Origin of the sequence: Paenibacillus kribbensis (assembly GCF_002240415.1) — a bacterium.
Classification (GTDB): domain Bacteria; phylum Bacillota; class Bacilli; order Paenibacillales; family Paenibacillaceae; genus Paenibacillus; species Paenibacillus kribbensis.
In genome coordinates this window covers 4,385,502-4,408,773 of the sequence record NZ_CP020028.1, presented here as the reverse complement: position 1 = coordinate 4,408,773, position 23,272 = coordinate 4,385,502, and the positions used below count along the sequence as shown (strand labels likewise).

Below are 23,272 nucleotides of genomic sequence, written 5' to 3'. Positions count from 1 at the left end.
TAAAAAACAGAGCTCAGTAAGAGAGCCCTACGATTTGAGGATAGTATACACATTATTAAAGAGTCCTTTACGCAGGTGACTCATGAATATTTTCTATGATGCATCATTAATGTACCATCGACATATGAATTAAAAGGTTCGGAGTCTACTAGGATAAAAAAGGAGAAATCATGCTATCTTATCGGCTGAATATGAATAAAAAGCGGTTTTTTCTCAGGATTGCTCTCTTGTGTATGCTGATTATCACGGGCTGTAATGATGCCACAGAGCAGCCGGATAGCAGCAAACCCAATCTTCCTGCTCCAAATGTACAAGAAAACGATGGCAAGAGAGATACATCCCTTAGCTATACACAGTATCGTGATTTATTCACGGCTATGTCCCAAGAACTTCAATTGGCACCATTTAATTTTCCTGAAAGTACCCAAGAGACCAATATTGTTGCGATTGAAAAGGATTGGTCATTTGGTGCCAGATCGCTGTTAACCCGTGAGGGTAAGCCAACAGACGAGGAAACGCAAGAGAGGATCATCTATAAGAAAAAGAATGGTACCTTGTTACTTATTGACCTTATTTATCTGAAAGACACCTTAAGTAATGACTTAATATTTTGGCCGACACAAGAAACTGAAGCAAATAAAACAGAGGACGTGTTGAAATCCTTTGACGAAGCTATGCTCAGTTATAAAAATGTAATCGTTAAAATTACAATCGCTATCTCTACGGTACATCTTAGAGAATACGAACGAATAAATTTTATACATACCATAGAGATATAGTACGGAATTTAAGTGCAACGTTAAGAACTGAGAAACTTTTTTACTCCATTTATTTTATTTATTTCAATTAAAAGAGAAAAATAAAAATATTGATCTTGTAAAATTCGCCCACTATAATACATATGGAGTTATTTTTATGAATGAATTTCCATAATCAAAGAAACGCTGGCCAACTTTCGATTATAGCTTTACATTAAAATGTGGAGAGTGAGTTTATCATTATGTTGAAGAAAACAAAGATTACTCTTTCTATTCTACTTATGGCCGTTTCCATTCCAAGTTTAGCTGTAAATGCTCAAGGGCAAGAACCTTCGTCGAATGAATTTAATCAGTACATTAAAGACGCTATTGAGCAAGAAATCCAACTGGCGGCTCCTGCGGCTGCAAAAGGGATATCAACATTAAGCAACAAAGATTTTGACCATTCTGTTGATAGCCTTTTGGAAAAAGGAGTACTTAAACAGGATACAATTCAAAAAATCGAAAAGTTGCAGGATGCCGAAGTGGTTATATTGAATATTGATCAAGCTGGCGATCTGGTTGAAGCTACTTCTTCCAAACAAGGAGATATTAAAGACCAATTTGAAAAGAAAGTTACTGATGCAACCTACGTCAATAGTGATGATTCTTTAGAAAACAAAAATAACGGACGCAGAATAACTTTGCAATCTTCACTTCCCAATAGGGGAAGTTCAGCGGGGAAAGAAACGGGAGCCTTCCACCGCTTGCAAACCCCGGCCAGCAATTCATCAATTGTTTATAATGGGGTCATGGCTGATTCTGTAGTTTTGCCTTCATATCCAATAGCCAATGCATATGGAAAGGGTGAGGCGGCATACCTGTACACTGGTGTTGATGGGGTCGCAGAGGTCGGTTTCGAAGGCGTTGTTTCACAGCAAACTCCGGCAGGATGGTATCCTGTTTTTCATGCTAAGGTACTTCATAATGTGAATGAGGGAGATGACAACGGTTATTCACAACCTCGGTCAACAGACACTACCTATACTTATCGGTCGAAGAAATTTGATGGTGGTGCGACTATAAATGGCTATAAAGTATTTTATTATGCAGGCAAATCGGATGAACCTACATTAACTATTAGAGAGCAAATTAACTATTCTAATATCTATGTAGTCAAATTTAATGGTTTGGGTACGACTGGTAGATCCGTTAAAAGAGTTACTGCTATAGCCATGAATAATGCTGGTTCCCCTAATACATCTTTTTCATATGGTTTTAATTCGCCAGCAATTTGGAACAATATGAGATTCCTGATTAATAATAGTGCCGGTACCAAGTACCCCGAAAATGTCACCAATTTAAGTGATGATGTTTGGAATCATGGTGGACGAATTGATTATGTCAAGGATTCAAATCATGTAGAGAAGTATACTTTTTACAAACAATGAATGTAATTCAACTAGAAAGGATTGATATTGTATGTTAAAAAAGGCAGTTAACACATTACTTTTTTCCTTAATTTTCTTTGTGACAGTGGATCAAGCAAATGCAGCTCTTCCAAAATATTTGTACAATCTTGTGATTAAAGTCAACAATGTTGAGGTTACATCCGATGCCAATCCTTATATTGAACGAGCGACCAATACAACTTATGTTCCCATTAGATTTGTATCAGAGAATTTAGGCGAAGCTGTAAACTGGAACGGAGAAAAGAAAGAGGTTACAATCCGTTCAAAAGATGGGAAGACAGTGCGCTTAACAATTGGGAGCAAAGTTGCTTATGTGAACGATCAGCAGAAAATATTGCCTAGTGCTCCTGTAATGCCGGTATCTCCTAACCGTGTCATGGTGCCACTCCGATTTGTTTCCGAAGTTATGGGCGCTACTGTAGACAGTAGTAAGAAAGATGAGACTCTGTACGTAAATATCACCAAGGCTAATTAATAATTTAGGATAGAGCAGGACATTCCCGAAATGAATCGGGAGTGTCCTTTTTCAGTAATGTAAGCCTCCTTTTTTCGATTAACCAAGCTCCTGCGTGCTTTTGGAAGCACGTTTGGATGAAGGGAACTGAAAACGAAACGGACGCCAGTTCAACCGCTGGCGACCTTTGGACCCTACAATCCAGTTGCCTCCCGGCAGATGGGCAAACAGCCAGCTAATGCCCAGCGAAACACTTGCCACGACTATAAACGTAATGAGCGTAGCTGTAAAATGATGATCACCCAACGAAAGCGGGCGTGTGAAATAGGATATGAAGGACAGCACGAGTGCGTGTGCCAGATATCCCCCGAAGGAATAACGTCCGATCCAGTTTAGCATACGGCGAAACGGCTCCGAACGCTTGTCTTTTTGCAAATGGAGCAGCAGTCCGTACGACAAAAGCAGCTGCGAGACAATCAGCACAAAGGTGCTCGGCTTAAGATAGGTGGAAATATTGAGATTGATGGTATCGCCTGACTGGATCAGCATGGTGTGACCCATGAGCATGAACAGACCAATAAAGACAAATACATTCCAGGGCAGCGTCTGTTGGGCCAATCCCCGCCAGGTGTCCGTCATATAAGCACACACTGCGCCCAGCATAAAATAGAAAAAATACATAACAAAGTTATAAGTGCGGTAATCTAACAAGGTCTGCCAAAAGGACGGCAACCGGGTGCTCCACGCAGACATGTCATAGTAGGACCATTGTAGCAGCAGCGCATAAGCCGCAGCAGCGATCAGCATGACAGCTAAAACAAGCTGCTTGCGTCTTTTCGTGCTATAACGACGTAGAAACGCTTGAACCCGCCCGGCCGCTTTTGCAAATAAGGGAAATAAAATATAAAACTGAAAGATCATCACCACAAACCATAGATGATATCCGCTGACAGGTATAATCATTTCCTCAAGCATGCCCTTATAAAAATAAATATTTCCCCACTGCGCAGTCGACCAGTTCTGAGTACATATCCAATAAACGACCGTCCAGCAGAGAAATGGTACATAAATATCTCGAAACCGTCTGCCAATGTAACGGGGATAGCCAATCGGTTTGTTTCCATTATAAAAAAGCAGCGCCGCAGACAGGAAAACGAACGTCGGTGTGCCAAAGCGTGTCAAATGGTACAGCATTGCAAGCATAACGGAATCCGGCTGCTGGATGTCGCTGCGATAAATATATTCGCCAATGCAATGCTGAAGCACGACAGCGAGGTAGGCAAGACCCCGCAGTTCTGTCCACTCCGCGATACGCGGCTTGCTCATCCATATCACTCCTTTTCCATAAGATACGCATAGGGTTCTATAACACAATTGTAGGTATTGTAACGCAGGAACATTAGTGCAGGATTAACGTTACCTGAAAGTTGGAAGAGTGTAAGTAGTTCCAATTTGATATGATTGCGTTTACAATCTAAGTAAAATCACAGAAAATTCACAGCTTAAGGATACGCGCGAGAAGAGGTGGGCAAATGAAAAAAACGCTACTGGTATACATGCTGCTGATTGCGGCCTTTGCGCTCTATGTGTTCAGGTATGAACAATCCGGACCGTTGAATGGCACTTGGGAGGAAAAGGGGCTGCGAGGCAATATCGGAGAAACCTATATGATGATTACGTTCCAGTCTGGTTTGGAGTATTGGAAAAGCGGTCTCAAGGGCTTTGAGGATGCTGCCGATGCCTTGGGAGTAACTGTGGAGTATCGAGGGGCTACCCGTTATGATGCACAGGAGCAGACGACCGTCATTGAGCAGGCGATTGCCCGTAAACCCGCAGGAATTGCGATTTCCGCGATAGATCCGCATTCCCTGATCCCGGCGATTAACAAGGCACTGGATGCGGGCATTCCTGTAGTACTGTTTGATGCAGGAGCACCGGGGAGCCGGGCGTATTCTTTTTTGGGAACGGATAATTATAAGGCAGGCGTGACCGCTGCGGATAAAATGGCAGAGCTGCTGGGACGGGAAGGTGAAGTCGCCGTTTTGACAGTACCTGGTCAGCAAAATCATGAGGAACGCACGCGCGGCTTTCGCGATACCATCCAGCGTCAGTACCCTGCCATGAAGGTGGTAGAAGTGGCAGATGGTCGCTCAGATGCGATGGTATCCCGGGATGAGTCGCTGCGACTGATGAAAGCTTATCCGAAGCTGGCCGGGATGTTTGTGACCGAGTCGACGGGAGCTACAGGGGTAGGGGAAGCGGTGCTGAGCCTAAAGAACCGCCATCCGCTGAAAATCATTTCTTTTGATACGAATAAAGCGACATTGGATATGATTCGTAGTGGGACGATCTCGGCAACGATTGCGCAGGGAACGTGGAATATGGGCTATTGGTCGCTTCAATACCTGTTCCATCTGCACCATCATTTGACGATTCCGGCACCTTCCTCCTCCGGTGATAACGCTCCGCTGCCTGTGCGGGTGGATACAGGAATTTCGGTGGTCACACGGAAGAATGTAGATGATTATTATGCGAAATGATGATCGACAACACACCTGGAGCTCTAAAATATGGAAGCGCATCCATGCAGGGGCGGAGAAAAGGATGCAGCATTTGCGTTTACGCAATATGCCCTTACGGTATCAGCTCATGCTGTTGTTCCTGTTGTTTGGCATCGTGCCTTCGCTCGGATTAGGCTTGCTGGTCAACTGGACGGTGGAACGGATTATTGAGCGGCAGGTGGAAGACCATACGATGCAGTTGATTGGCAAGGTGAACGAGGCACTGGATACCAAAATGGAAAATTTGCAGAACATGACGTATTTGATTGGTTTTAATCCGGACATCGGGAAGTTTTGGCAAGGTCGGACGCTGGCCGACGGTCATGCGGGCCATGCAGGTCATGCCAATCCAGTAACGCTGGAAAATCAGGGGGGGCAGGCACAGAACTCGGCAATCCTCCCCAACCAGGCAGCAAGCTCTGTACAGGCACAGGATACGCTATATGGTATGAAACAATTTCTGCAGGGCTTTACGACCTTATATCCCGAAATTGCCGGGATTCTCATCGTGAACGAAAACGGTGACTATATCAGCAACGAAATGTATGCGAAAAGCACACGCAGCCTGACCGAAGAGGACTGGTACCGGCAGGCGGCGCAGCATGCAGGTATTTTCACCGTGCTGGGACAGCCAATCCACCGTAATGTGACCACTCATGTCCGGTATAAGGACAGTGAAATTGTATCTGTCGTCCGTTCGGTCACGGATTCGGAGACGGGACGCGTGCTAGGCGTGATTATGATTGATCTCAAGCGGCGGGCTGTGTCGCAGGCGGCCAGAGACGTGACCTTGGGCAAAACCGGATATTTAATGGTGACAGATGCTGAGGGACGCAGCGTCTATATGCCGGATATGCCGCTGATTGAGCGTATTCCTCTGGAATGGTTCGGGGCAGGCGACAGCGGGATGTTTACCCGTCAGGCCGGAGGTCGGGAACTGCTGTTCATGTTCCGTGCTTCCGAATTTACGGGCTGGAGAACGGTCGGGGTATTCCCGGCAGGGGAATCGACGCTGGAGGTTCGGCAAATTCAATTCTATGTTGCTTGTTTTGTTTTCATTGTATGTCTGTTTGGCTTAACGGCGTCCTTGCGCTTGTCGCGTTCCATTGCACAGCCAATTTTCCGGCTGATGTCCTATATGCGAACGGCAGAGACGGGGGATCTTACGGTTCGCCCATGGAGTGATCGCGGGGATGAGATCGGATTGCTGGGTCGGAGCTTTAACCGGATGTTGGGACAGATTCGCCGTCTCATGTCACTTAGCGAACTCCGGGAGCGGCAAAAACGGGATGCCGAGCTGCGCAGTCTTCAGGAGCATATTAAGCCGCATTTTCTATACAATACGCTGGATACGATTCATTGGATGGCCCGAAAAAATGGGGCAGACGACGTGTCCGACATGGTTGGGGCGCTGTCGAGATTGTTCCGCCTCGGACTGAGCAAGGGAGATGACTTCATTCCGCTTCGCTCGGAGATGGAGCATATTTCAAGCTATATGCAAATCCAGCAAACCCGGTATCGGGACAGACTTCGCTGGGAATTGATCGTATCCGAGGAGTTGGAGGAGCTGTTCGTATTAAAGCTCATCCTTCAGCCTGTGGTGGAAAATGCCATTTATCACGGCATCAAGGCCAGACGCGGCCCCGGCACGATTCGGGTGGAGGCGAAGGCCGACGGCGACAAGCTGCTGCTGACGGTTCGTGACGATGGCGCAGGCATGACGGCAGACAGGCTGCGGGAGCTGCAGAATCTGCTGGAAATGCCGCTGGAGGCGATGGAGCAGCAGCAGAAGCAAAGCAGAGCCAATATGAACGACAGAAGCTACGGCATGCTGAATGTACAGGCACGTATCCAGTTATCTTTTGGCGAGGAATATGGAATTGTACTGGAGAGTGAAGAAGGGACAGGGACCTGCGTTACGATCATTCATCCGTTGCTGCGGGATATGGGACAACTGAGAAAGCCTCACGAAAAAGGAGAAGAACAGGATGGCAAAATCAATGACTACAGGGACGGAACAACGTAACACGGAAAAACGTTATGAAGAACGTTATCGGGTACTGATCGCAGACGATGAGCCGATCATCCGGGAGGGGATTCGGGATTGCGTAGACTGGACGGCTCTCGGCATGGAGGTTGCAGATGAGGCGGAGGACGGTGAAGAAGCGCTGGAGCTGGCGGTTCGGCTTGGCATCGACATTTTGCTGGTCGATATGAATATGCCGATCATGGACGGGATTGAGCTGATCCGGCGATTGCGTGAAGAACGTCCCGAATGTCGCTGCCTGATCATTTCCGGGCATGATGAATTCGCTTATGCACAGGAGGCTGTGCGACTTGGCGTAGAGGACTATATTTTGAAGCCGGTAGATGCGGAGCAGCTTCACGCTGCGCTGTCGCGGCTCAGTCAGCGGCTGGGTGAAGAGCGCAAGCGTACCGCCTATGTAGAGCAGGCTGCCGAGCAGATACAGCGCAATATTCCGCTGCTGCGCCAGCGCTTTTGCCTGGAATTGCTGGAAGGGCAGCATACGGGGGAAAATGTCATGGAGCAGCTGGCGTTTTTACGTCTTCCATCCCAGCCGCCTGTTCAGATCGGCGTGGTGCGGTGGCCAGCAGTAGAGACACGACAGGCGATTATGCGCGAAAATGACCGCCAGTTGTTTCTTTATGCCGCTGAAAATATCATTGCCGAGCTGCTGGAGGACCGCCCCCATGTCCTGTTTCGCGATGCGAACGGGCTGATCGGCATATGCCTGTGGCAAGAGGCGCCTGAGACGATCGGCGCTTCCATCGAGCAGGCGATTGGGCGCTATCTGAATATAGCGGTTCATACACATGTAGAGCACAACGCCGGAGGGATGGAAGGTGCGATTGAGGCGTTCCGGGTATGCCGTGACCGTGTGTACGGCGAATCGCAGCTATCTCCACTCGTGCGCCGGGCGCGTCAGCTCATTCAGGAAGGCTATGCCGATCGGGAGCTGACACTGGAGACCCTTGCTTCGCGTCTGCAGGTATCGGCTGTGTATCTCAGCCGTGTGCTCAAAAAAGAGCTTAACGATAGCTTCGTGACCCTCGTCACGCGTGCCCGAATCCGTAAAGCGGTACAATTGCTGGACTCCACCACGTTGTCCATCTACGATATAGCAGAGCGTACCGGATACGATAGCCAGCACTATTTCAGCACCGCTTTTAAAAAGACCATGGGAGTTTCCCCGGTTCAGTACCGCAAGGGCGGTGGAAATGGAGTCAGCGTGTCGGATCAGGAATGACAAGAAAAATGTGTGTGTAATCACACCTGTGGATTTGCGGGTCTGTTACGCTGAGGATAACAAACAAATATCTATCATATTTGGAGGACAACAATATGTTTTGTTATCAGTGTGAACAGACGCCGAGTGGCGGCTGTAAGGTAGTCGGGGTATGCGGCAAGAATGAAACGGTAGCGAGCTTGCAGGATACGATGATTTTTGCCTTAAAAGGCATTGCCGCTTATGCGACCCATGCCAGACAGTTGGGCTATACCGATCCTGAGGTGGATCGTATCACGCACGAAGCGTTATATATGACCTTAACCAATTCTAACTTTAATGTACAAGAGCATTTGGAGATGGCAATGAAGGTCGGAAATGCAGCCGTACGGATCATGGATGTGCTGGATCGTGCGCATACGGATCGTTTTGGCATTCCGCAACCGATTACAGTCAGCCAAAATAAGATCGAAGGTCAATGTATCGTCGTGACCGGACATAATTTGTATGCGCTGGAGGAATTGCTGCGGCAGACCGAAGGCAAGGGCATCAATATCTATACCCACTCGGAAATGCTGCCAGCACACGGTTATCCGGCGTTGAAGAAATATACACATCTCAAAGGCAATATCGGCAAGGCCTGGTACGATCAGCGCAGACTGTTCGAGGAGTTCCCTGGCGCGATCCTTGCCACGACGAACTGTGTCATGCCGATTAAAGGCACGTATGCAGACCGCTTCTTCTCTTATGAAGTAGCCGGGCTGGAGGGTGTTGCCAAAATTGTGAACGACGATTTCTCTCCACTGATTGAGCGCGCGTTGGCTCTGCCAGCCGCAGATGTAGAGTCTGAACAAGTGCTTACGACAGGATACCATCATGAGACGGTGATCGGGCTGGCACCCGAGATTATTCAGGCAGTTAAAGACGGACATATCCGCCATTTCTTCGTCATTGCAGGCTGTGATGCACCGGGTAAAGGCGGCAATTATTATCGCGAGCTGGCCACATCCTTGCCGAACGATACGGTCATTCTGACCACGTCCTGCGGTAAATTCCGCTTCAATGATGTAGATTATGGCACCGTTGGAGATACTGGTATTCCGCGTTATATCGATTTGGGACAATGCAACAATTCCGGTTCCACGGTGAAAATTGCTTTGGCATTGGCCGATGCTTTTGGCTGCACAGTGAACGAGTTGCCGATCAGCATCGTGTTGTCCTGGTTTGAGCAAAAGGCAGTAGCGATTCTGCTCGGCTTGTTCAGCCTTGGCATTCAGGACATCCGCATCGGACCTAAACCACCTGAATTTATCTCATCTGGTGTATTGGATGTGCTGGTGGAGATGTTTGGCTTGAAGCTGATTACAACAGCAGAAGAAGATATGAAGGCAATGCTGTCGTTGTCGTAAGGAGATTGAGAAAAGGAACTGCAAAACGTAGTTCCTTTTTTGTTACGATTTACTGTTTTATGATTCATCGTTCATCGAATCTTATAAATATGTCTGTAAGAACTTTTAAGGCCATTTCCGTATCCTTGGCTTCGCGCGTTCTCAGCAGGGACAAAATATTTTTGATATTCAAATCTTCTTCGGTAAGCTCATCATTTTCCTTCACATATGTAAGTAATTGATTAACGCTCACGTTCAATGCCTTAGCTATTTTCTCCAAATTTTTCAAGGATATATTTCTCTCCGCACGCTCGATAAAACCGATATAACTCGAATTGAATCCTGCTTTTTCGGCTAAAGCTTCCTGAGAAAGCCCCTGGGATTTCCGAATATCGCGAATACGTGTACCGACTAATTCCAGAAGTTCAGACATGGTTACACCTCTCTTTAGTAAGGACTTTACAAAATTCGATTCCAGTCGTTCCAAAGCGCAATATATTGACGAATTAGACTACTTCGATCTTAGATATTGTTTATTGGAAGTATTGGATTTTTGCAAAACCCTCTAGTTAGAAGTGTAGAGAAAGTGTTACATGTAATTAATGACTTGTAGTAAGTAAATTGATTTAAAAACTACTATGTAGTAATATTTATTATAAGGATTTACCGATAGCTAGAAAATTATACATTTTTATGGTTTCGAATTGTACTACGTACTCATATGGTTTATGAATATTTAATTCAGGAGTTGACTCCCCATGAAAAATGACTCCTTATGCCTACGCCTACAAAGTGATTCAGATGACACATTCCACACCTACAACGAATCCAACGTACTGAATTGCGTGTTGGATTTTCAAAAGCTTGCCCAATATCAGATGAAGCTTGCCCAGCTCATGCGCAACCATATGCAGTTTTATAACTGCCTCGTTCTTTGTGATCGAGCGATGTTTTCTATGGGAAAGGCCATGTATGTTCATCGAAATCAAATCATTCCTTTATCCATTAGCTTATCCATGAATGATCTGCTCAGATTGATTCGCACGGATGCTGAGCCGTGTTTAGATATGGTACTGTTTATGGGCACCGTGCATTATCTTGTTTCCGGAGAGGATGAAGCGTCCAGGGAGACGATGAAGCCGGAGGAAGTAGACATGCTGCTTAATAAAACAGACCATATTTTAAAGCGTCTATCACGAAGAATGGTAGCTCATCCAACCGAGCAGTATCTATCTATTTTTAAAGAAAAACCACTTAATTAAATCGTTGTTGATTATTGCTGCTCCTATTTCCTCCAGTGATATAATGGCGAGAAGGGAGATATCGGCCACGGCTTAAAAGCTCCACAGCAGAAAGGGTGTTAATACAGATGCCTACATACAATAAGCTGGTGAGGGATAAGATTCCGCACATGATTACAGCTCAGGGCAAGGAAAGCAGCTTACGCATTTTGGAGCCAGAGGAATATAAGCAGGCGCTTAGAATGAAGCTTCTTGAAGAAGCAGAGGAATATTTTGAAACGGCAAAAGATCAGGATGCGCTGGAAGAACTGGCGGATATGCTGGAAGTTATCCGGGCGCTGGCAGAAGTACATGGAGCGAATGCGGCAGAACTGGACAAGCTGCGGGCAGACAAAGCCGAGGCACGAGGCGGCTTTCGGGAGCGGGTGTTCTTGATCGATGTCGATGAGGCTGAAATATAGCGTGTTAATAACTGTGTTGTTAGGACTTTGCCATTGTTAAAAGGGTAAAGTCTTTTTTTCATTCTCCACACAAAGGTTAAAATTTTATAAAAAAAGTTCAAAACCTGCAAAGACCTTTCCTGGCCTGGAATGATACCATGTGGTTGCACATAAGAAAAGGAGAGGCGTTCATCGTCGCTCTATTGTAAGCGCTATCTAACTTCTATTCTAATCAGCACTTACCTTCAAAATGACCCGCATCACATGAGGAAAGGGGAGCTTCACATGAAAAAAGGAGCTGTCGCAATATGGCTTCTGGTTTTAGCCTTAATGCTTTCGGCCTGTAATTTGGCGGAGAGTGGAACGGGCAGCAAGGAAAAAGGCTATGTGGGTATTTCCATGCCGACCAAATCGTCCGAGCGTTGGGTAGGAGACGGGGAGAATATGGTCCGGATGTTTCAGGAGCAAGGCTATAAAACGGATTTGCAGTACGCCGAGGACGTGGTGGAAAACCAAATTTCCCAAATCGAAAATATGATCACCAAGGGTGTAAATGTCATGGTAATCGCTTCGGTGGACGGAAACACGCTGACGGACGTCATCCAGAAGGCGCATGACCGGGGGATTCAGGTGATTTCCTATGACCGTCTGATTCGGAACACGCCGTATCTGACGTATTATGCAACCTTCGACAACTTTAAAGTAGGTGTGCTACAGGCGGCGTATATTGAGCAGAAGCTGGGACTCAAGGAAGGCAAAGGCCCATTCAATATCGAGCTGTTCGGTGGATCGCCGGATGACAATAACGCCTATTTCTTCTTTAACGGCGCGATGTCGGTCCTCAAGCCGTACATTGATTCAGGCAAACTGGTCGTACGCAGCAAGCAAATGACGATGGCACAGATCGCTACGCTGCGATGGGATGGAGCCTTGGCCCAGTCGCGGATGGATAATCTGCTGAGTGCCTACTATTCGGGGGCCAATCTGGACGCGGTGTTATCTCCTTATGACGGAATCAGCATTGGTATTATTTCATCTCTCAAAGGGGTTGGCTACGGATCAGCGAACAAGCCGCTGCCGATCATTACGGGGCAGGATGCGGAGCTCGCTTCGATCAAGTCGATTGTGGCCGGAGAGCAGACGCAAACCATATTCAAGGATACCCGCAAGCTGGCTGAGCAGACGGTTGCGATGGCCAACAGCATTTTACAGGGCAAGCAAGCGCAAGTGAATGACACTAAATCATACAACAACGGGATCAAAGTGGTTCCTGCTTATTTGCTTGATCCCATCTCGGTAGATCGCACGAATGTCGAAAAGGATATTGTCGGCAGCCATTATTACACCAAAGAGCAAATTGGACTGAAATAAGAGCAGGCTATCTAAAGCGAAAGGAGCGTATCCCATGACTGGAATCATATTGGAAATGAAGGGAATTACCAAAACCTTTCCCGGCGTGAAGGCATTGGAAAATGTAAATCTCAAGATCAAGGAAGGCGAAATTCATTCTCTGTGCGGTGAGAACGGTGCGGGCAAATCGACGCTGATGAAGGTACTGAGCGGTGTATATCCGCATGGAACCTACGAAGGGGATATTATTTTCCAGGGCAAAACGTGTGAGTTCAAGGATATCAAGCAGAGCGAGGAATTGGGCATTGTCATTATCCATCAGGAGTTGGCGCTGATTCCATATCTATCGATTGCAGAAAATATTTATCTGGGCAACGAACGCGCCAGCGGCGGCGTGATTGATTGGAAAGAGACTTTTGTGGGTACACGCGAGCTGCTGGCCAAGGTCGGTTTAAGCGAAAATCCCAATACACTCGTTACGAATATCGGGGTCGGGAAGCAGCAGTTGGTCGAAATTGCGAAAGCGCTTTCCAAAAAGGTAAAGCTGCTCATCCTCGATGAACCCACGGCGGCGCTGAATGAGGATGATAGCGAAAATCTGCTTAATCTGATGCTGGAATTTAAGAAACAGGGTATTTCCTGTATTCTGATCTCCCACAAGCTGAATGAGGTTGCGAAGGTATCAGATTCCATCACGATTTTACGGGACGGGAAGACGATTGAGACGCTGGATATGAAGAAGGATGAGGTCACCGAGGACCGGATTATTAGCGGGATGGTTGGACGCGATCTGACTAGCCGTTATCCAGAGCGCCATGCAGAGATCGGCAAAGTCATTTTGGAAGTGAAGGATTGGACGGTCTATCACGAGCATCATGCGGAACGCAAGGTGCTGGATCAGGTGAATCTGAATATCCGGCGTGGTGAGATTGTCGGGATTGCCGGACTGATGGGGGCGGGACGGACCGAGCTGGCGATGAGTATTTTCGGCAAGTCGTACGGACGCAATATCTCGGGCCAACTGATCAAGGACGGCAAGTCGATCCAGAATAACACGGTCACGGACGCGATTAACAACGGATTTGCTTATGTGACGGAGGACCGCAAGGAATATGGCCTGATTCTGATGGATGATATCAAGCGCAATATTTCACTGACGGGCCTGAACAAGCTGACCAAGGGTGTTGTCGTCAATGAGCAGGAGGAAGTTGTCGTTGCCGAGGATATGAAAAAAAGCATGAACATCAAAGCGCCGAGCATTTTACAGAAAACGGGCAATCTGAGCGGCGGCAATCAGCAGAAGGTGGTACTGAGCAAATGGATTTTTGCCGGTCCGGATATTCTGATCCTCGATGAGCCGACACGTGGCATTGACGTAGGTGCCAAGTATGAAATTTACACGATTATTCACCGACTTGCTGCTGAAGGCAAGGGCGTGCTGGTCATTTCATCCGAGCTGCCAGAGGTACTAGGCTTGTGTGACCGGATTTACGTCATGAATGCAGGGCGAATCACCGGAGAGGTTAGCCGTGAGGACGCGTCGCAGGAAACGTTGATGAGATATATGACCAAGTCAGGAGGCGTGAAGCATGGAAACCATAACTAAATTATTTAAAAATAACATCCGCCAGTATGGCATGATGATTGCACTGGTCGTTATTATGATCCTGTTCGAGCTGCTGACAGGCGGGCTGCTGTTGAAGCCGATTAATATTACGAATCTGATTTTGCAAAACAGCTACATTCTCGTACTCGCTATCGGGATGGTGCTGGTCATCATCACAGGACATATTGATTTGTCGGTCGGCTCGATTGCTGCTTTTGTCGGCGCAGTTGCCGCCATTATGATGGTCGATTGGCAGCTTCCGGCGTGGATCGCCGTGATTGCAGCTTTGGTGGTTGGGGCGCTGATTGGCGCATGGCAAGGATTCTGGGTCGCCTACGTGCGGATTCCGGCGTTTATCGTGACATTGGCGGGAATGCTGCTCTTCCGCGGATTGACGATGATTGTGCTGGAAGGCCAATCCATCTCTCCTTTTCCGGGGGGCTTCCAAAAAATCAGTTCAGGGTTCCTGCCGGATTTTGCATCCTCCGGTTATAACCTGGTATCCATCATTGTCGGCATCGCGCTCACGGTGTGGTATATCGTCAATGAGCTTCGCGAGCGCCGTTCCCAGCTTAAATACGGTTTTGAGGTTCCGTCACAGGCTTTATTTGTACTCAAGCTGATTGTGGTGGCTGCTGTCATTAATCTGTTCACCTTTATGCTTGCAAGCTATGCGGGAATTCCGAACATTCTCGTACTGCTGTTCATTCTGATTGTCGTTTACTCCTTTGTGATGAATCGCTCGGTTATGGGTCGCCATGTGTACGCACTGGGTGGAAATGAAAAGGCGGCGGGTCTGTCCGGTGTCAAAACGAAAAAAGTAACGTTCTGGGTATTCGTAAACATGGGCGTGCTGGCCGCCATTTCCGGTCTGATCTTCGCTGCACGTCTGAATGCGGCTACGCCGAGAGCAGGTACGAACTTTGAGCTGGATGCCATCGCAGCTTGCTTCATCGGCGGTGCCTCGGCATCCGGTGGGATCGGGACCGTTTTTGGAGCGATTATCGGTGGTCTGGTGATGGGCGTACTGAATAACGGCATGTCTCTGATCGGCTTGGGCATTGACTGGCAGCAAGGGATCAAAGGTCTGGTACTGTTGCTGGCGGTTGCCTTCGATATTTACAACAAAAACAAAAGATCGGCTTAGAATACAAGGAACCTCCAGTCCCACTTAAAATGTGGATGCTGGAGGTTCCTTGTTTGTTTGACCTTGGTGACCACGATCATACGTATTTAAGTTGTCACCATTTGTCCGCCATTGACATGCAGCGTTTGGCCTGTAATAAAGGACCCGTCATCCGAAGCCAGCAGCACATAGGCCGGGGCCAGCTCATAAGGCTGCCCGGCACGCTTCATCGGTGTATTGGTGCCGAAGGTTCGAATAGCTTTAGGCGACTGGGTGGCGGCATTCAGCGGAGTCCAGATCGGACCGGGAGCAATGGCGTTCACGCGAATGCCCTGATCGACCAGATTATTAGCCAGAGCGCGGGTAAAACTCACAATCGCACCTTTGGTGGATGCATAGTCGATCAAATTCTTTTGCCCGACATACGCTGTAACCGAAGCCGTATTAACAATGCTGGCTCCTGCTCGCATATACGGCAGTGCCTCTGTGGTCATATGAAAGAAGGAAATGATATTCGTGTCAAACGTGTCACGAAGCTGCTGTTCGCTGATATCCAGATACGATTCTCGTATAAACTGAACCCCCATGTTGTTAATGAGGATATCGATACGTCCGAAGGTTTCCATCGTTTTTTGGACAACCAGACAGCAATTGCTTTTGTACCTCAGATCGCCTGGAATTAACAAACAACGTCTGCCAAGCTTGTGAATCACATCGCGGGTTTCCATCGCATCCCGATGTTCATCAAGATAGGCAATAACCAGGTCGGCCCCTTCTTTGGCAAAAGCCACAGCAACCGCACGACCAATACCGCTATCACCGCCGCTAATAATCGCTACCCGATCCTGAAGCTTTCCGGTGCCGATATACTTTGGATTATCAAAAATAGGGCGTGGAACCATCAGATATTCCAATCCCGGTTGTCTGTATTGATGCTGGGGAGGAAAAGCAATCGGAACTTCTTTACATTGGGTTTCTGTACCGTAATTAGGATACTGCCAATTCATTGTAATCTCCTTCTTTAGGCGTTTTGAAATCCAATATATTCGAAATGGGCGCAAACGGTGACTCGCGACGGTTTCCTGTAAGCGGACAGCTTCCGTCAACTGCGAGTCGCGTTCAAATCACAAATTATCCCGAAATCGTCGCTCCATCCGCCGGAATATGGACACGCTTCCCCAAACCTTCACGGTTGATATGTTCCGCAAGCTCGGAGCGAGTTAGCAGACAATGGTTGATGGCTTCCATGTGGATAGCCACGACTTGTGTATAAGGGGCGTGCTGCGCTACCGTTGTCACATCCTGGGCAGTCATAATGATGGGATCACCCACTGTAAAACGCGCTCCTCCAGCGTTCACAATGGTCCAGTCAGGACGGTATTCGTCCAGTGTTTTCGCAACTTCACTGCACCAGATGGTATCCCCGGCCAAATAGACGACAGGCTCATCAGGAGCTTGAAACACAAAGCCTGATACGGGTCCCATCTGCTCCCCGATTTCTCCGGTACCATGATGTCCAGTTGTGCGGATGATCTCGATTTCTCCCATAGATCCAACCATCCAAATCGGATTCACCTGTGTAAAACCGTCAGCAGCAATTTGCTCTTCATTACCGGGCTGACAGAAGACGGGAATTTGCTTGTCCAGCCATTGTACTGCCGCCGGGTCCCAATGATCCGGGTGCAAATGCGTAACGATCACAACGTCAGGCTGTCCGAGCGTTTCCCATTGTGGAGGCAAGGGAACCAGCGGATTGCGACGATCATTCGCCGTATTCGGAATAGGCGGATTTACGCCAGGCTCGCTCAGCATCGGGTCGATCAGAAATTTTACTCCACCATATTCCAGCCATAGGGTTGCATTGCGGATCAGTGTGATTTTCATATATTGATAGCTCCTTTGGTATAGTCGATAGAATTTTTTAGCCGGATATGTTCGGCAGTTCGTTGTTTCTGTTACAATCATATCTGACGCCAAAGATGCAGGCTATGGTCTGCTGAAAGGAAAACAAGAAATCTCGTTTCATGATGAAAGGAAAATGGCTATGGAACTATTTGTGCCCGATGAGATTGACCTGCGTATTCTTCATCATCTGATTGAGGACAGCTCTTTATCCCACAAGGAGATTGGTCTGCTCGTTCATCTTACGGGTCAAGCGGTAGGAGCGCGTGTTCGGAAAATGGAGGATGCAGGCATCATCGAAGGCTATACTATACGCTGGAACCCTGAAAAAATGGGGCAGACGATTCATGCTTTTATTACGGTATTTTTGAATTCGGGAACCGTTCATAGTACTTTCCTGGCTTTCGCACGGAAGCATCCCTCTATTGTTGAGATTCATCGGGTCAGTGGTGAGGGTTGTTACTGGATGCGCTTGCGCATGTCGTCACAGTCAGAGCTTAATGCCATGCTGGATGAACTGACGCAATACGGCAATTACAAACTAAGCTTTTCGTTAGGAGAAATCAAATGATACAAGCTCCCGTTGCTAGGGGAGCTTTTTGTTTGGAGAGGACGCATAGAGGTTAGCGATACAGGCTCATTTTTAAAATATGCTGCAATCCGTGTGAGCCCATCCTGGTGTTGCCCTCATCTTGAAAGCCACATGTGAGGTAGAGTTTTTGAGCAGGCAGGTTGTGGGCATTGACACCCAGTACGACTTCGCGAACATTTGGGAAGTGTTTGGAGATATATTGGGGCAATTGAAGCAGCCCATGCTTGGCGTACCCTTGTCCTTGATCTGCATAATGAATTGAGAAAGCACGTAGTAATAGAGCCTCGGAAGCATTCGTATAGCCCGCTAGCTCATCTCCATCGTATAGAATGAAAAATCCCACCGGTCTTCCGGCAGCCGTAATGACGACAGGATGGCGGTGCGGATCTTGCTTGGCCAGTGCCAGCATTTCATCCGGCATTCCGGTAAACTGCCGCTGATCCTCAGGCAAATAAAACGTATGTAAAATGGCATCATGCTTACAATGATAAGGGACAAGCTCTACGCCAGTGGTAGAAGCAGCCTGTGAGGTGTATGTGGGTTTATTCATGCTTACACTCCAATCTGTACATATTTTTAACATACTATAACATCTCATGGGCTATACAAGCTGAACTAAAAAATGTACAAAAAGAGAAACCCGAACGCACCTCACTTACGTAATACCCATACATAAACAAGCATGGCTAAAAGGAGACGTGTACTTCTATGAAGCAGGTTGTACCATACCGTGAAAGTCAGGACCTATTGCGTCATGAGCTGAATACTATTGAGGCGTGGGAGAAAGAGCAAAAGGACGTTTTTTTCTGGGAAAAAATCGGCAGATGGCCTTTTATGCTGCTGGATCGGCTGACGCCTAAAATCATTAAAGACAAGCTGGAGCAACTGCTTAACGAGTTGGGAAGCTTCATTCAAAACGGCGGCAAATATTTGGTGAAAGAAGAAACCGTGCTAAACAAGCTGAAACAGACAGCTCGTGAACATATCACTCGGCAAAATGGTACTGATTCGGACCACGGCCCTGAATCGGCATGGGGGCTAAAGCAGTCGGCCGAGCTACCGCTCACGATCATGGATCAGACCGCTGACGAAATAATATCAGGTCGTGTTACCTTTGCCACCGCTCAGGGAGTGACAACGGGAATTGGCGGTGTATTTACCATTGCGGCGGATATTCCTATTTTGCTCGGCTTGTCGCTCAAGGTACTTCAGGAAATGGCGCTATGCTATGGCTTCAATCCCGATGATAAGCAGGAACGCATATTTATCATTAAATGTATGCAATTCGCTTCATCCGACATCGTGGGAAAAAAGGCTGTGCTGGAGGAACTGGCCCTGTTTGATGATCCTTCGCGTCAGGCACAGGTCTTTTCCCAGATGCAGGGATGGAGAGAAGTCGTAAATACGTACCGCGACCAGTTTGGCTGGAAAAAGCTGCTTCAGATGGTCCCGATTGCGGGTATTCTGTTTGGCTCCATCGCCAATCGAAGCGCGATTCGCGACGTAGCGGAAGCAGGTAAAATGCTGTACAAAAAGCGTCGTATTCTGATACGTCTGGCTGAAGCCAAAAATTGATTACACTTCGGCTCCATTTTCCTCGGCCCAGCGGTTCAGGGTTTTATCTGTAGGCAGCAGGAAGGTCAAGATGCCGAGCAGCGGCAAAAAGCCACACAGGAACATGATGTTCGTGATGCCTAATTTGTCGATCCAGTTGCCGAGCACCAGCGCTCCCACTCCGCCAAGGCCAAAAGCAAGGCCCGTGATCAGACCGGACACCGTTCCGATTTTGCCGGGCACGAGCATCTGCGCGTATACAACGGTAATGGAGAAGCTTGACAACATGATAAATCCAATAATTGGCAGCAGGATCGCTGTCCAGAATTGGTTGGCATAAGGCAGCAATAGTGCAAGAGGCGCAGCCAGTACCATGGACAGGAAAATCATGTTCCGTTTGCCAAAACGGTCTGCCAGCGGTCCACCAAAGAAGGTGCCTAGCGCACCAGCTCCGAGGAACAGGAAAATATACAGCTGTGCATCAGCCAGTGGCATTTTAAACACTTCCATCAGGTAAAACGCATAGTAGCTTCCGACCGAGGTCGAATACCACGAACGGACAAATACCAGTAGAATGAGGACAATCATGGCAAACATAATGCGGTTGCGTACTTCGGGCTTTATACGGCGTGCCACCGCTTTTTTACGTGCGAAGCCTTCTGTACGCAGAACGTTGCCATACCAGCGGGCGATGAACGATTGAACCACAATCCCGGCTGCCGCAATACCTGTGAACCAGATGGCGCCAAATTGTCCTAACGGGATAAAAATCCAGCTCGTAAGCATCGGTGCCAGTGACTGGCCTGCATTGCCGCCAACCTGGAAAATGGATTGGGCTAGCCCGCGGCGTGATCCAGCCGCCATATGGGATACCCGCGAGCCTTCCGGGTGAAAGGCGGCTGAGCCCAGACCGACGAAGATAACCGCGAGCAGCACCGCTTTGTAATCCGGGGCATAGGCAAGGAGCAGCATACCTGTCAGTGTAAAGCCCATACCGATGGGCAGGATTGCAGGCGTAGGTCTCTTGTCCGAAAACAAGCCAATCACCGGCTGCATGATGGAAGCTGTAAAATTAATGGCGAATGAAATCCAGCCGATCTGCGTATAGTTCAGGTTCATGGATTCCTTCAAGATCGGAAAGATCGCAGGAATGACCGATTGAATCGAGTCATTGAATAGATGGACGAAGCTGATCGCAATCAGAATCGCAAAAACGGTGCCTTTCGCTTGCGGCTCCTGAAGCGGGAGCGATTGGCCCGTTTCTTTTTTTGCTGCAGATTTAGTAGTCATGGCAACCTCCGGTTATGTATGTATGTTTTAAGATATAGGAAGCGATCCGTTTGCAGCAAATGGCTGAAAGTGGAGTAAAGCCTGTCTTTGCTCGGTGCTGCTAACCCATACGGCTGCATACTCGTTATTGCTTGATTTAGTTCGGATTTTGTCTCATAGAAATCCAAATATTAATCATTTTGAAACCGATATAAATGGAATAGGAAAAGAAAAGGGGAGCTAGCATGAGAAAAACAGGGATAATTGTACTGGCCGCAGCGATGGTCTGTGGAGCGATAGCAGGCACTACATTAAACAACGTATCAAAAGCGGTAGCGGCAGAGACAGCGACGGATGTAATCACAAACAATTCTTGGAAAACCGCCAAAATCATGGATGTTGTCGACCGGGATAACTACCTACTGGATGACGGTTCTTTATGGAGAAAAAGTATAGATGGCCCTGTTATTGAAAAATTGAATTTGAAGGGAATTACGGGTAGCAAAAACGAAAGTCTAGGTTACTACGGATGGACTCAGGACGGAAGGGTAGCTAATTGGGATAATATTTCCGATCATGCAACAGTAGCGTCTCAGTCCTCAGGAGTTAAAGAGATTACCGGAGAGGGCTTGGCTATTAAAAACGATGGGACGGTCTCTTGGGGAAGAACAAAGATCGAGGGAATATCTGATGCCATCGACGGCGATAAGATAAGTACCTACTTTACCGTTCTGACTCGATCCGGTGATGTATGGTATTCCACAGGTTACACAGGATCCAAGCCGCGCAAGATAGGACATGTAGACCATGCGCTCGATATCAAAATGAGTACAGCGTATGCTGCGGTGCTAAAGGAAGACGGTCATGTCACGATGCTGGATATGCTGACGAATGAACCGCCGCGTGAAGTGGGAAGTGATATTGCCTCGATATTATGGAAAAAAGGCACACATGTCTTGATAACCGTACATCAGGACGGGACGGTGTGGAGCTATGATCGGCTGAAAAAGTATCCTGCGGTGCAGCTTAGCGGATTGTCTGATGTTGTGCGGCTGGTTGATGCGCCTGACGAGCTTTTTGCTCAATTAAAGGATGGTTCATGGGTCGGCTATAAGGATGGCATCACGACTCTATTGAGATTACCTGCATTAACAGGGATGGCCCTGTTGACGACCTCCAAAGAGGCTGCGATCGGTGACAGTATTCAATTGAATGTGCAGGAGACGTATTCCAATGGGTATCGACTCACACGGCATCCCGAGGCCAGTGAAATTGAAGTAGAGAAGCCTCAGGTTGCCGAGCTGCAGCAGGATGGCTCAGGCAAACTCAAAGTACGGGGCATTGGCAGCACCGCCGTATCTCTGCGGACCGAAGGTATACCATCATTTTTTACCCTGAAAGTAGCGTCTGATCAAACATTGACCGGGGCGGCTGTGCTGAACGGCAGTGTGTATTTGCCTGTGCAGTCTGTGTTCAAGACGCTGGGCGGATCGGTTACTGTGGCCAATCAGACCTTTACGATCAAGCTGGGGAAAAATAATATTGTACTCCAAAAAGGGAGTTCTTCTGCGCTGGTAAATGGCAAACCTGTTGCGCTGAAAGGCAAGATACAAACAGTCAATGGACAGGTGGTGTTCCCGGGAACATTGCTAAGCGATCTGAAGCTGGGTGGCTTCAAATGGAATCGTGATCGGCAGCAGGGGGAATTATCTGTGGGGGCAACCAAACTTGTGATCGAGACGCCGGAAACGGCAAAAATTATCAAAGCCATTGATCTGGGCAGTCTGTCCAAACTCATTGGCAAAACCTATTGGGTCAATAACTTCTATAACGCAGGAGAGCGCTTTGGCAAAGTAACCGTCAAAGATATCGAGGTCAGTACGGACCCGAATGGCGTTAAATCGTATGAGGTTATTTTTCAGGGTGCCAGTGGCGTAACTTATAACACGTTTTCCATGGTTGGAGCTTCACGCATCCCGCAAATGCTGTCCGATTCCGATCAATTCCTGACTTACGATCCCTACAAGAAATATCAATGGTCGCAAGCCATTTGGAACAAGATTAAAAATAATGAAGTCAGCTTGGGCATGAATACGACGCAAGTGCAGTTCGCATGGGGAAACCCAACAGTCAGAGAAAAGGGAACTGCTTCAAACGGAACCCAAGTCGAAGCCTGGGTATACGGCAACCGCAGTCTTTATTTTAAAGCGGTGGGTTTCGTAAATGGCAAAGTTATAGAGGTATGGCTGTAAGGTTAATGACGTTTCCATAATAGCTTGAACGAGGGTGTCTCAAGAGCCGCATAAAGGGCTTATGAGATGCCTTTTTTATT

The 23,272-nt window shown here is 47.6% G+C and carries 21 protein-coding genes; 15 read left to right on the top strand and 6 right to left on the bottom strand.

All coding sequences use genetic code 11. The annotated features are described in order from the left end of the window. Positions 1–170 precede the first annotated feature (170 nt). From B4V02_RS19675 to B4V02_RS19665, 3 genes are all read left to right on the top strand, one after another. Positions 171–779: a hypothetical protein gene (locus tag B4V02_RS19675; protein ID WP_094156058.1), complete on the top strand. Its 609-nt coding sequence runs from the start codon at positions 171–173 to the stop codon at positions 777–779. A 221-nt stretch (positions 780–1,000) separates the two neighbouring features. Next, positions 1,001–2,188: a hypothetical protein gene (locus B4V02_RS19670; RefSeq protein ID WP_094156057.1), complete on the top strand. Its 1,188-nt coding sequence runs from the start codon at positions 1,001–1,003 to the stop codon at positions 2,186–2,188. Between the two features lie 31 nt (positions 2,189–2,219). Beyond that, a complete protein-coding gene (locus B4V02_RS19665; RefSeq protein WP_094156056.1) occupies positions 2,220–2,684 on the top strand; it encodes a copper amine oxidase N-terminal domain-containing protein in 465 nt (154 codons plus the stop codon). Between the two features lie 78 nt (positions 2,685–2,762). On the opposite strand, the gene B4V02_RS19660 is transcribed toward B4V02_RS19665, so the two are convergent. Further along, positions 2,763–3,989, bottom strand: coding sequence for an acyltransferase (locus B4V02_RS19660; protein ID WP_094156055.1), 1,227 nt, complete (start codon positions 3,987–3,989; stop codon positions 2,763–2,765). A 206-nt stretch (positions 3,990–4,195) separates the two neighbouring features. Here B4V02_RS19660 and B4V02_RS19655 point away from each other — a divergent pair, with 206 nt between their 5' ends. From B4V02_RS19655 to hcp, 4 genes are all read left to right on the top strand, one after another. Beyond that, entirely contained in the window at positions 4,196–5,203 is a 1,008-nt protein-coding gene (locus B4V02_RS19655) for a substrate-binding domain-containing protein (protein ID WP_094156054.1), read from the top strand. Then, positions 5,184–7,250 carry a cache domain-containing sensor histidine kinase gene (locus B4V02_RS19650; protein WP_208618689.1) on the top strand — a complete coding sequence of 689 codons (2,067 nt, stop codon included), beginning with the start codon at positions 5,184–5,186 and terminating at the stop codon, positions 7,248–7,250. The genes B4V02_RS19655 and B4V02_RS19650 overlap by 20 nt, the downstream gene beginning before the upstream one ends. Continuing rightward, the gene (locus B4V02_RS19645; RefSeq protein WP_244188366.1) at positions 7,213–8,493 is read left to right on the top strand and encodes a response regulator; all 1,281 of its coding nucleotides are present in this window, start codon (positions 7,213–7,215) and stop codon (positions 8,491–8,493) included. The genes B4V02_RS19650 and B4V02_RS19645 overlap by 38 nt, the downstream gene beginning before the upstream one ends. A 95-nt stretch (positions 8,494–8,588) precedes the next feature. After that, positions 8,589–9,881, top strand: coding sequence for a hydroxylamine reductase (gene hcp / locus B4V02_RS19640; protein ID WP_094156053.1), 1,293 nt, complete (start codon positions 8,589–8,591; stop codon positions 9,879–9,881). Positions 9,882–9,945: 64 nt separating this feature from the next. Here the strand turns inward: hcp and B4V02_RS19635 are convergent, their stop codons facing one another. Then, on the bottom strand, positions 9,946–10,293 hold the full coding sequence (locus B4V02_RS19635) for a helix-turn-helix domain-containing protein (protein WP_094156052.1): 348 nt from the start codon (positions 10,291–10,293) through the stop codon (positions 9,946–9,948). A gap of 325 nt (positions 10,294–10,618) precedes the next feature. Here B4V02_RS19635 and B4V02_RS19630 point away from each other — a divergent pair, with 325 nt between their 5' ends. The 5 genes from B4V02_RS19630 to mmsB all read left to right on the top strand — a co-directional run bounded on the left by B4V02_RS19630 (position 10,619) and on the right by mmsB (position 15,644). Beyond that, the gene (locus B4V02_RS19630; RefSeq protein WP_007429124.1) at positions 10,619–11,122 is read left to right on the top strand and encodes a hypothetical protein; all 504 of its coding nucleotides are present in this window, start codon (positions 10,619–10,621) and stop codon (positions 11,120–11,122) included. Between the two features lie 107 nt (positions 11,123–11,229). Further along, positions 11,230–11,562, top strand: a complete 333-nt coding sequence (locus B4V02_RS19625) for a nucleoside triphosphate pyrophosphohydrolase (protein ID WP_094156051.1) — start codon at positions 11,230–11,232, stop codon at positions 11,560–11,562. 264 nt (positions 11,563–11,826) lie between these two features. Beyond that, positions 11,827–12,912, top strand: coding sequence for a multiple monosaccharide ABC transporter substrate-binding protein (gene chvE, locus B4V02_RS19620; protein WP_094156050.1), 1,086 nt, complete (start codon positions 11,827–11,829; stop codon positions 12,910–12,912). A 34-nt stretch (positions 12,913–12,946) separates the two neighbouring features. Further along, the gene (gene mmsA / locus B4V02_RS19615) at positions 12,947–14,497 is read left to right on the top strand and encodes a multiple monosaccharide ABC transporter ATP-binding protein (RefSeq protein WP_094156049.1); all 1,551 of its coding nucleotides are present in this window, start codon (positions 12,947–12,949) and stop codon (positions 14,495–14,497) included. Further along, complete coding sequence (mmsB, locus tag B4V02_RS19610; protein WP_094156048.1) at positions 14,481–15,644, top strand: multiple monosaccharide ABC transporter permease; 1,164 nt, start codon at positions 14,481–14,483, stop codon at positions 15,642–15,644. The genes mmsA and mmsB overlap by 17 nt, the downstream gene beginning before the upstream one ends. A gap of 86 nt (positions 15,645–15,730) precedes the next feature. On the opposite strand, the gene B4V02_RS19605 is transcribed toward mmsB, so the two are convergent. Next, the gene (locus tag B4V02_RS19605; RefSeq protein ID WP_094156047.1) at positions 15,731–16,630 is read right to left on the bottom strand and encodes an SDR family oxidoreductase; all 900 of its coding nucleotides are present in this window, start codon (positions 16,628–16,630) and stop codon (positions 15,731–15,733) included. Between the two features lie 124 nt (positions 16,631–16,754). Continuing rightward, entirely contained in the window at positions 16,755–17,507 is a 753-nt protein-coding gene (locus B4V02_RS19600) for an MBL fold metallo-hydrolase (protein ID WP_094156046.1), read from the bottom strand. 160 nt (positions 17,508–17,667) lie between these two features. Between B4V02_RS19600 and B4V02_RS19595 the strand changes: the two genes are divergently transcribed. After that, positions 17,668–18,096 (top strand): Lrp/AsnC family transcriptional regulator, encoded by a 429-nt coding sequence (locus B4V02_RS19595; protein WP_007429132.1) that lies wholly within the window; start codon positions 17,668–17,670, stop codon positions 18,094–18,096. Between the two features lie 52 nt (positions 18,097–18,148). Here B4V02_RS19595 and B4V02_RS19590 read toward each other — a convergent pair whose 3' ends face one another. After that, complete coding sequence (locus B4V02_RS19590; protein WP_094156045.1) at positions 18,149–18,667, bottom strand: GNAT family N-acetyltransferase; 519 nt, start codon at positions 18,665–18,667, stop codon at positions 18,149–18,151. Between the two features lie 158 nt (positions 18,668–18,825). Here B4V02_RS19590 and B4V02_RS19585 point away from each other — a divergent pair, with 158 nt between their 5' ends. Further along, positions 18,826–19,692, top strand: a complete 867-nt coding sequence (locus B4V02_RS19585) for an EcsC family protein (protein WP_094156044.1) — start codon at positions 18,826–18,828, stop codon at positions 19,690–19,692. Here B4V02_RS19585 and B4V02_RS19580 read toward each other — a convergent pair whose 3' ends face one another. Further along, positions 19,693–20,961, bottom strand: coding sequence for an MFS transporter (locus tag B4V02_RS19580; RefSeq protein ID WP_094156043.1), 1,269 nt, complete (start codon positions 20,959–20,961; stop codon positions 19,693–19,695). It abuts the gene before it with no gap. 224 nt (positions 20,962–21,185) lie between these two features. Between B4V02_RS19580 and B4V02_RS19575 the strand changes: the two genes are divergently transcribed. Beyond that, positions 21,186–23,192 carry a stalk domain-containing protein gene (locus tag B4V02_RS19575; protein ID WP_094156042.1) on the top strand — a complete coding sequence of 669 codons (2,007 nt, stop codon included), beginning with the start codon at positions 21,186–21,188 and terminating at the stop codon, positions 23,190–23,192. Positions 23,193–23,272: the final 80 nt, after the last annotated feature.

Excerpts from the sequence above, each read along its gene's own strand:
- B4V02_RS19590 (WP_094156045.1), bottom strand. The coding sequence starts at position 18,667 with ATGAATAAACCCACATACACCTCACAGGCTGCTTCTACCACTGGCGTA.
- B4V02_RS19580 (WP_094156043.1), bottom strand. The coding sequence starts at position 20,961 with ATGACTACTAAATCTGCAGCAAAAAAAGAAACGGGCCAATCGCTCCCG.
- B4V02_RS19625 (WP_094156051.1), top strand. The coding sequence starts at position 11,230 with ATGCCTACATACAATAAGCTGGTGAGGGATAAGATTCCGCACATGATT.
- B4V02_RS19655 (WP_094156054.1), top strand. The coding sequence starts at position 4,196 with ATGAAAAAAACGCTACTGGTATACATGCTGCTGATTGCGGCCTTTGCG.
- B4V02_RS19600 (WP_094156046.1), bottom strand. The coding sequence starts at position 17,507 with ATGAAAATCACACTGATCCGCAATGCAACCCTATGGCTGGAATATGGT.
- mmsA (WP_094156049.1), top strand. The coding sequence starts at position 12,947 with ATGACTGGAATCATATTGGAAATGAAGGGAATTACCAAAACCTTTCCC.
- B4V02_RS19675 (WP_094156058.1), top strand. The coding sequence starts at position 171 with ATGCTATCTTATCGGCTGAATATGAATAAAAAGCGGTTTTTTCTCAGG.
- B4V02_RS19630 (WP_007429124.1), top strand. The coding sequence starts at position 10,619 with ATGAAAAATGACTCCTTATGCCTACGCCTACAAAGTGATTCAGATGAC.
- B4V02_RS19605 (WP_094156047.1), bottom strand. The coding sequence starts at position 16,630 with ATGAATTGGCAGTATCCTAATTACGGTACAGAAACCCAATGTAAAGAA.
- B4V02_RS19645 (WP_244188366.1), top strand. The coding sequence starts at position 7,213 with ATGGCAAAATCAATGACTACAGGGACGGAACAACGTAACACGGAAAAA.
- B4V02_RS19670 (WP_094156057.1), top strand. The coding sequence starts at position 1,001 with ATGTTGAAGAAAACAAAGATTACTCTTTCTATTCTACTTATGGCCGTT.
- B4V02_RS19660 (WP_094156055.1), bottom strand. The coding sequence starts at position 3,989 with ATGAGCAAGCCGCGTATCGCGGAGTGGACAGAACTGCGGGGTCTTGCC.
- B4V02_RS19635 (WP_094156052.1), bottom strand. The coding sequence starts at position 10,293 with ATGTCTGAACTTCTGGAATTAGTCGGTACACGTATTCGCGATATTCGG.
- B4V02_RS19575 (WP_094156042.1), top strand. The coding sequence starts at position 21,186 with ATGAGAAAAACAGGGATAATTGTACTGGCCGCAGCGATGGTCTGTGGA.
- B4V02_RS19585 (WP_094156044.1), top strand. The coding sequence starts at position 18,826 with ATGAAGCAGGTTGTACCATACCGTGAAAGTCAGGACCTATTGCGTCAT.
- mmsB (WP_094156048.1), top strand. The coding sequence starts at position 14,481 with ATGGAAACCATAACTAAATTATTTAAAAATAACATCCGCCAGTATGGC.
- chvE (WP_094156050.1), top strand. The coding sequence starts at position 11,827 with ATGAAAAAAGGAGCTGTCGCAATATGGCTTCTGGTTTTAGCCTTAATG.
- B4V02_RS19665 (WP_094156056.1), top strand. The coding sequence starts at position 2,220 with ATGTTAAAAAAGGCAGTTAACACATTACTTTTTTCCTTAATTTTCTTT.
- B4V02_RS19595 (WP_007429132.1), top strand. The coding sequence starts at position 17,668 with ATGGAACTATTTGTGCCCGATGAGATTGACCTGCGTATTCTTCATCAT.
- hcp (WP_094156053.1), top strand. The coding sequence starts at position 8,589 with ATGTTTTGTTATCAGTGTGAACAGACGCCGAGTGGCGGCTGTAAGGTA.
- B4V02_RS19650 (WP_208618689.1), top strand. The coding sequence starts at position 5,184 with ATGATTATTATGCGAAATGATGATCGACAACACACCTGGAGCTCTAAA.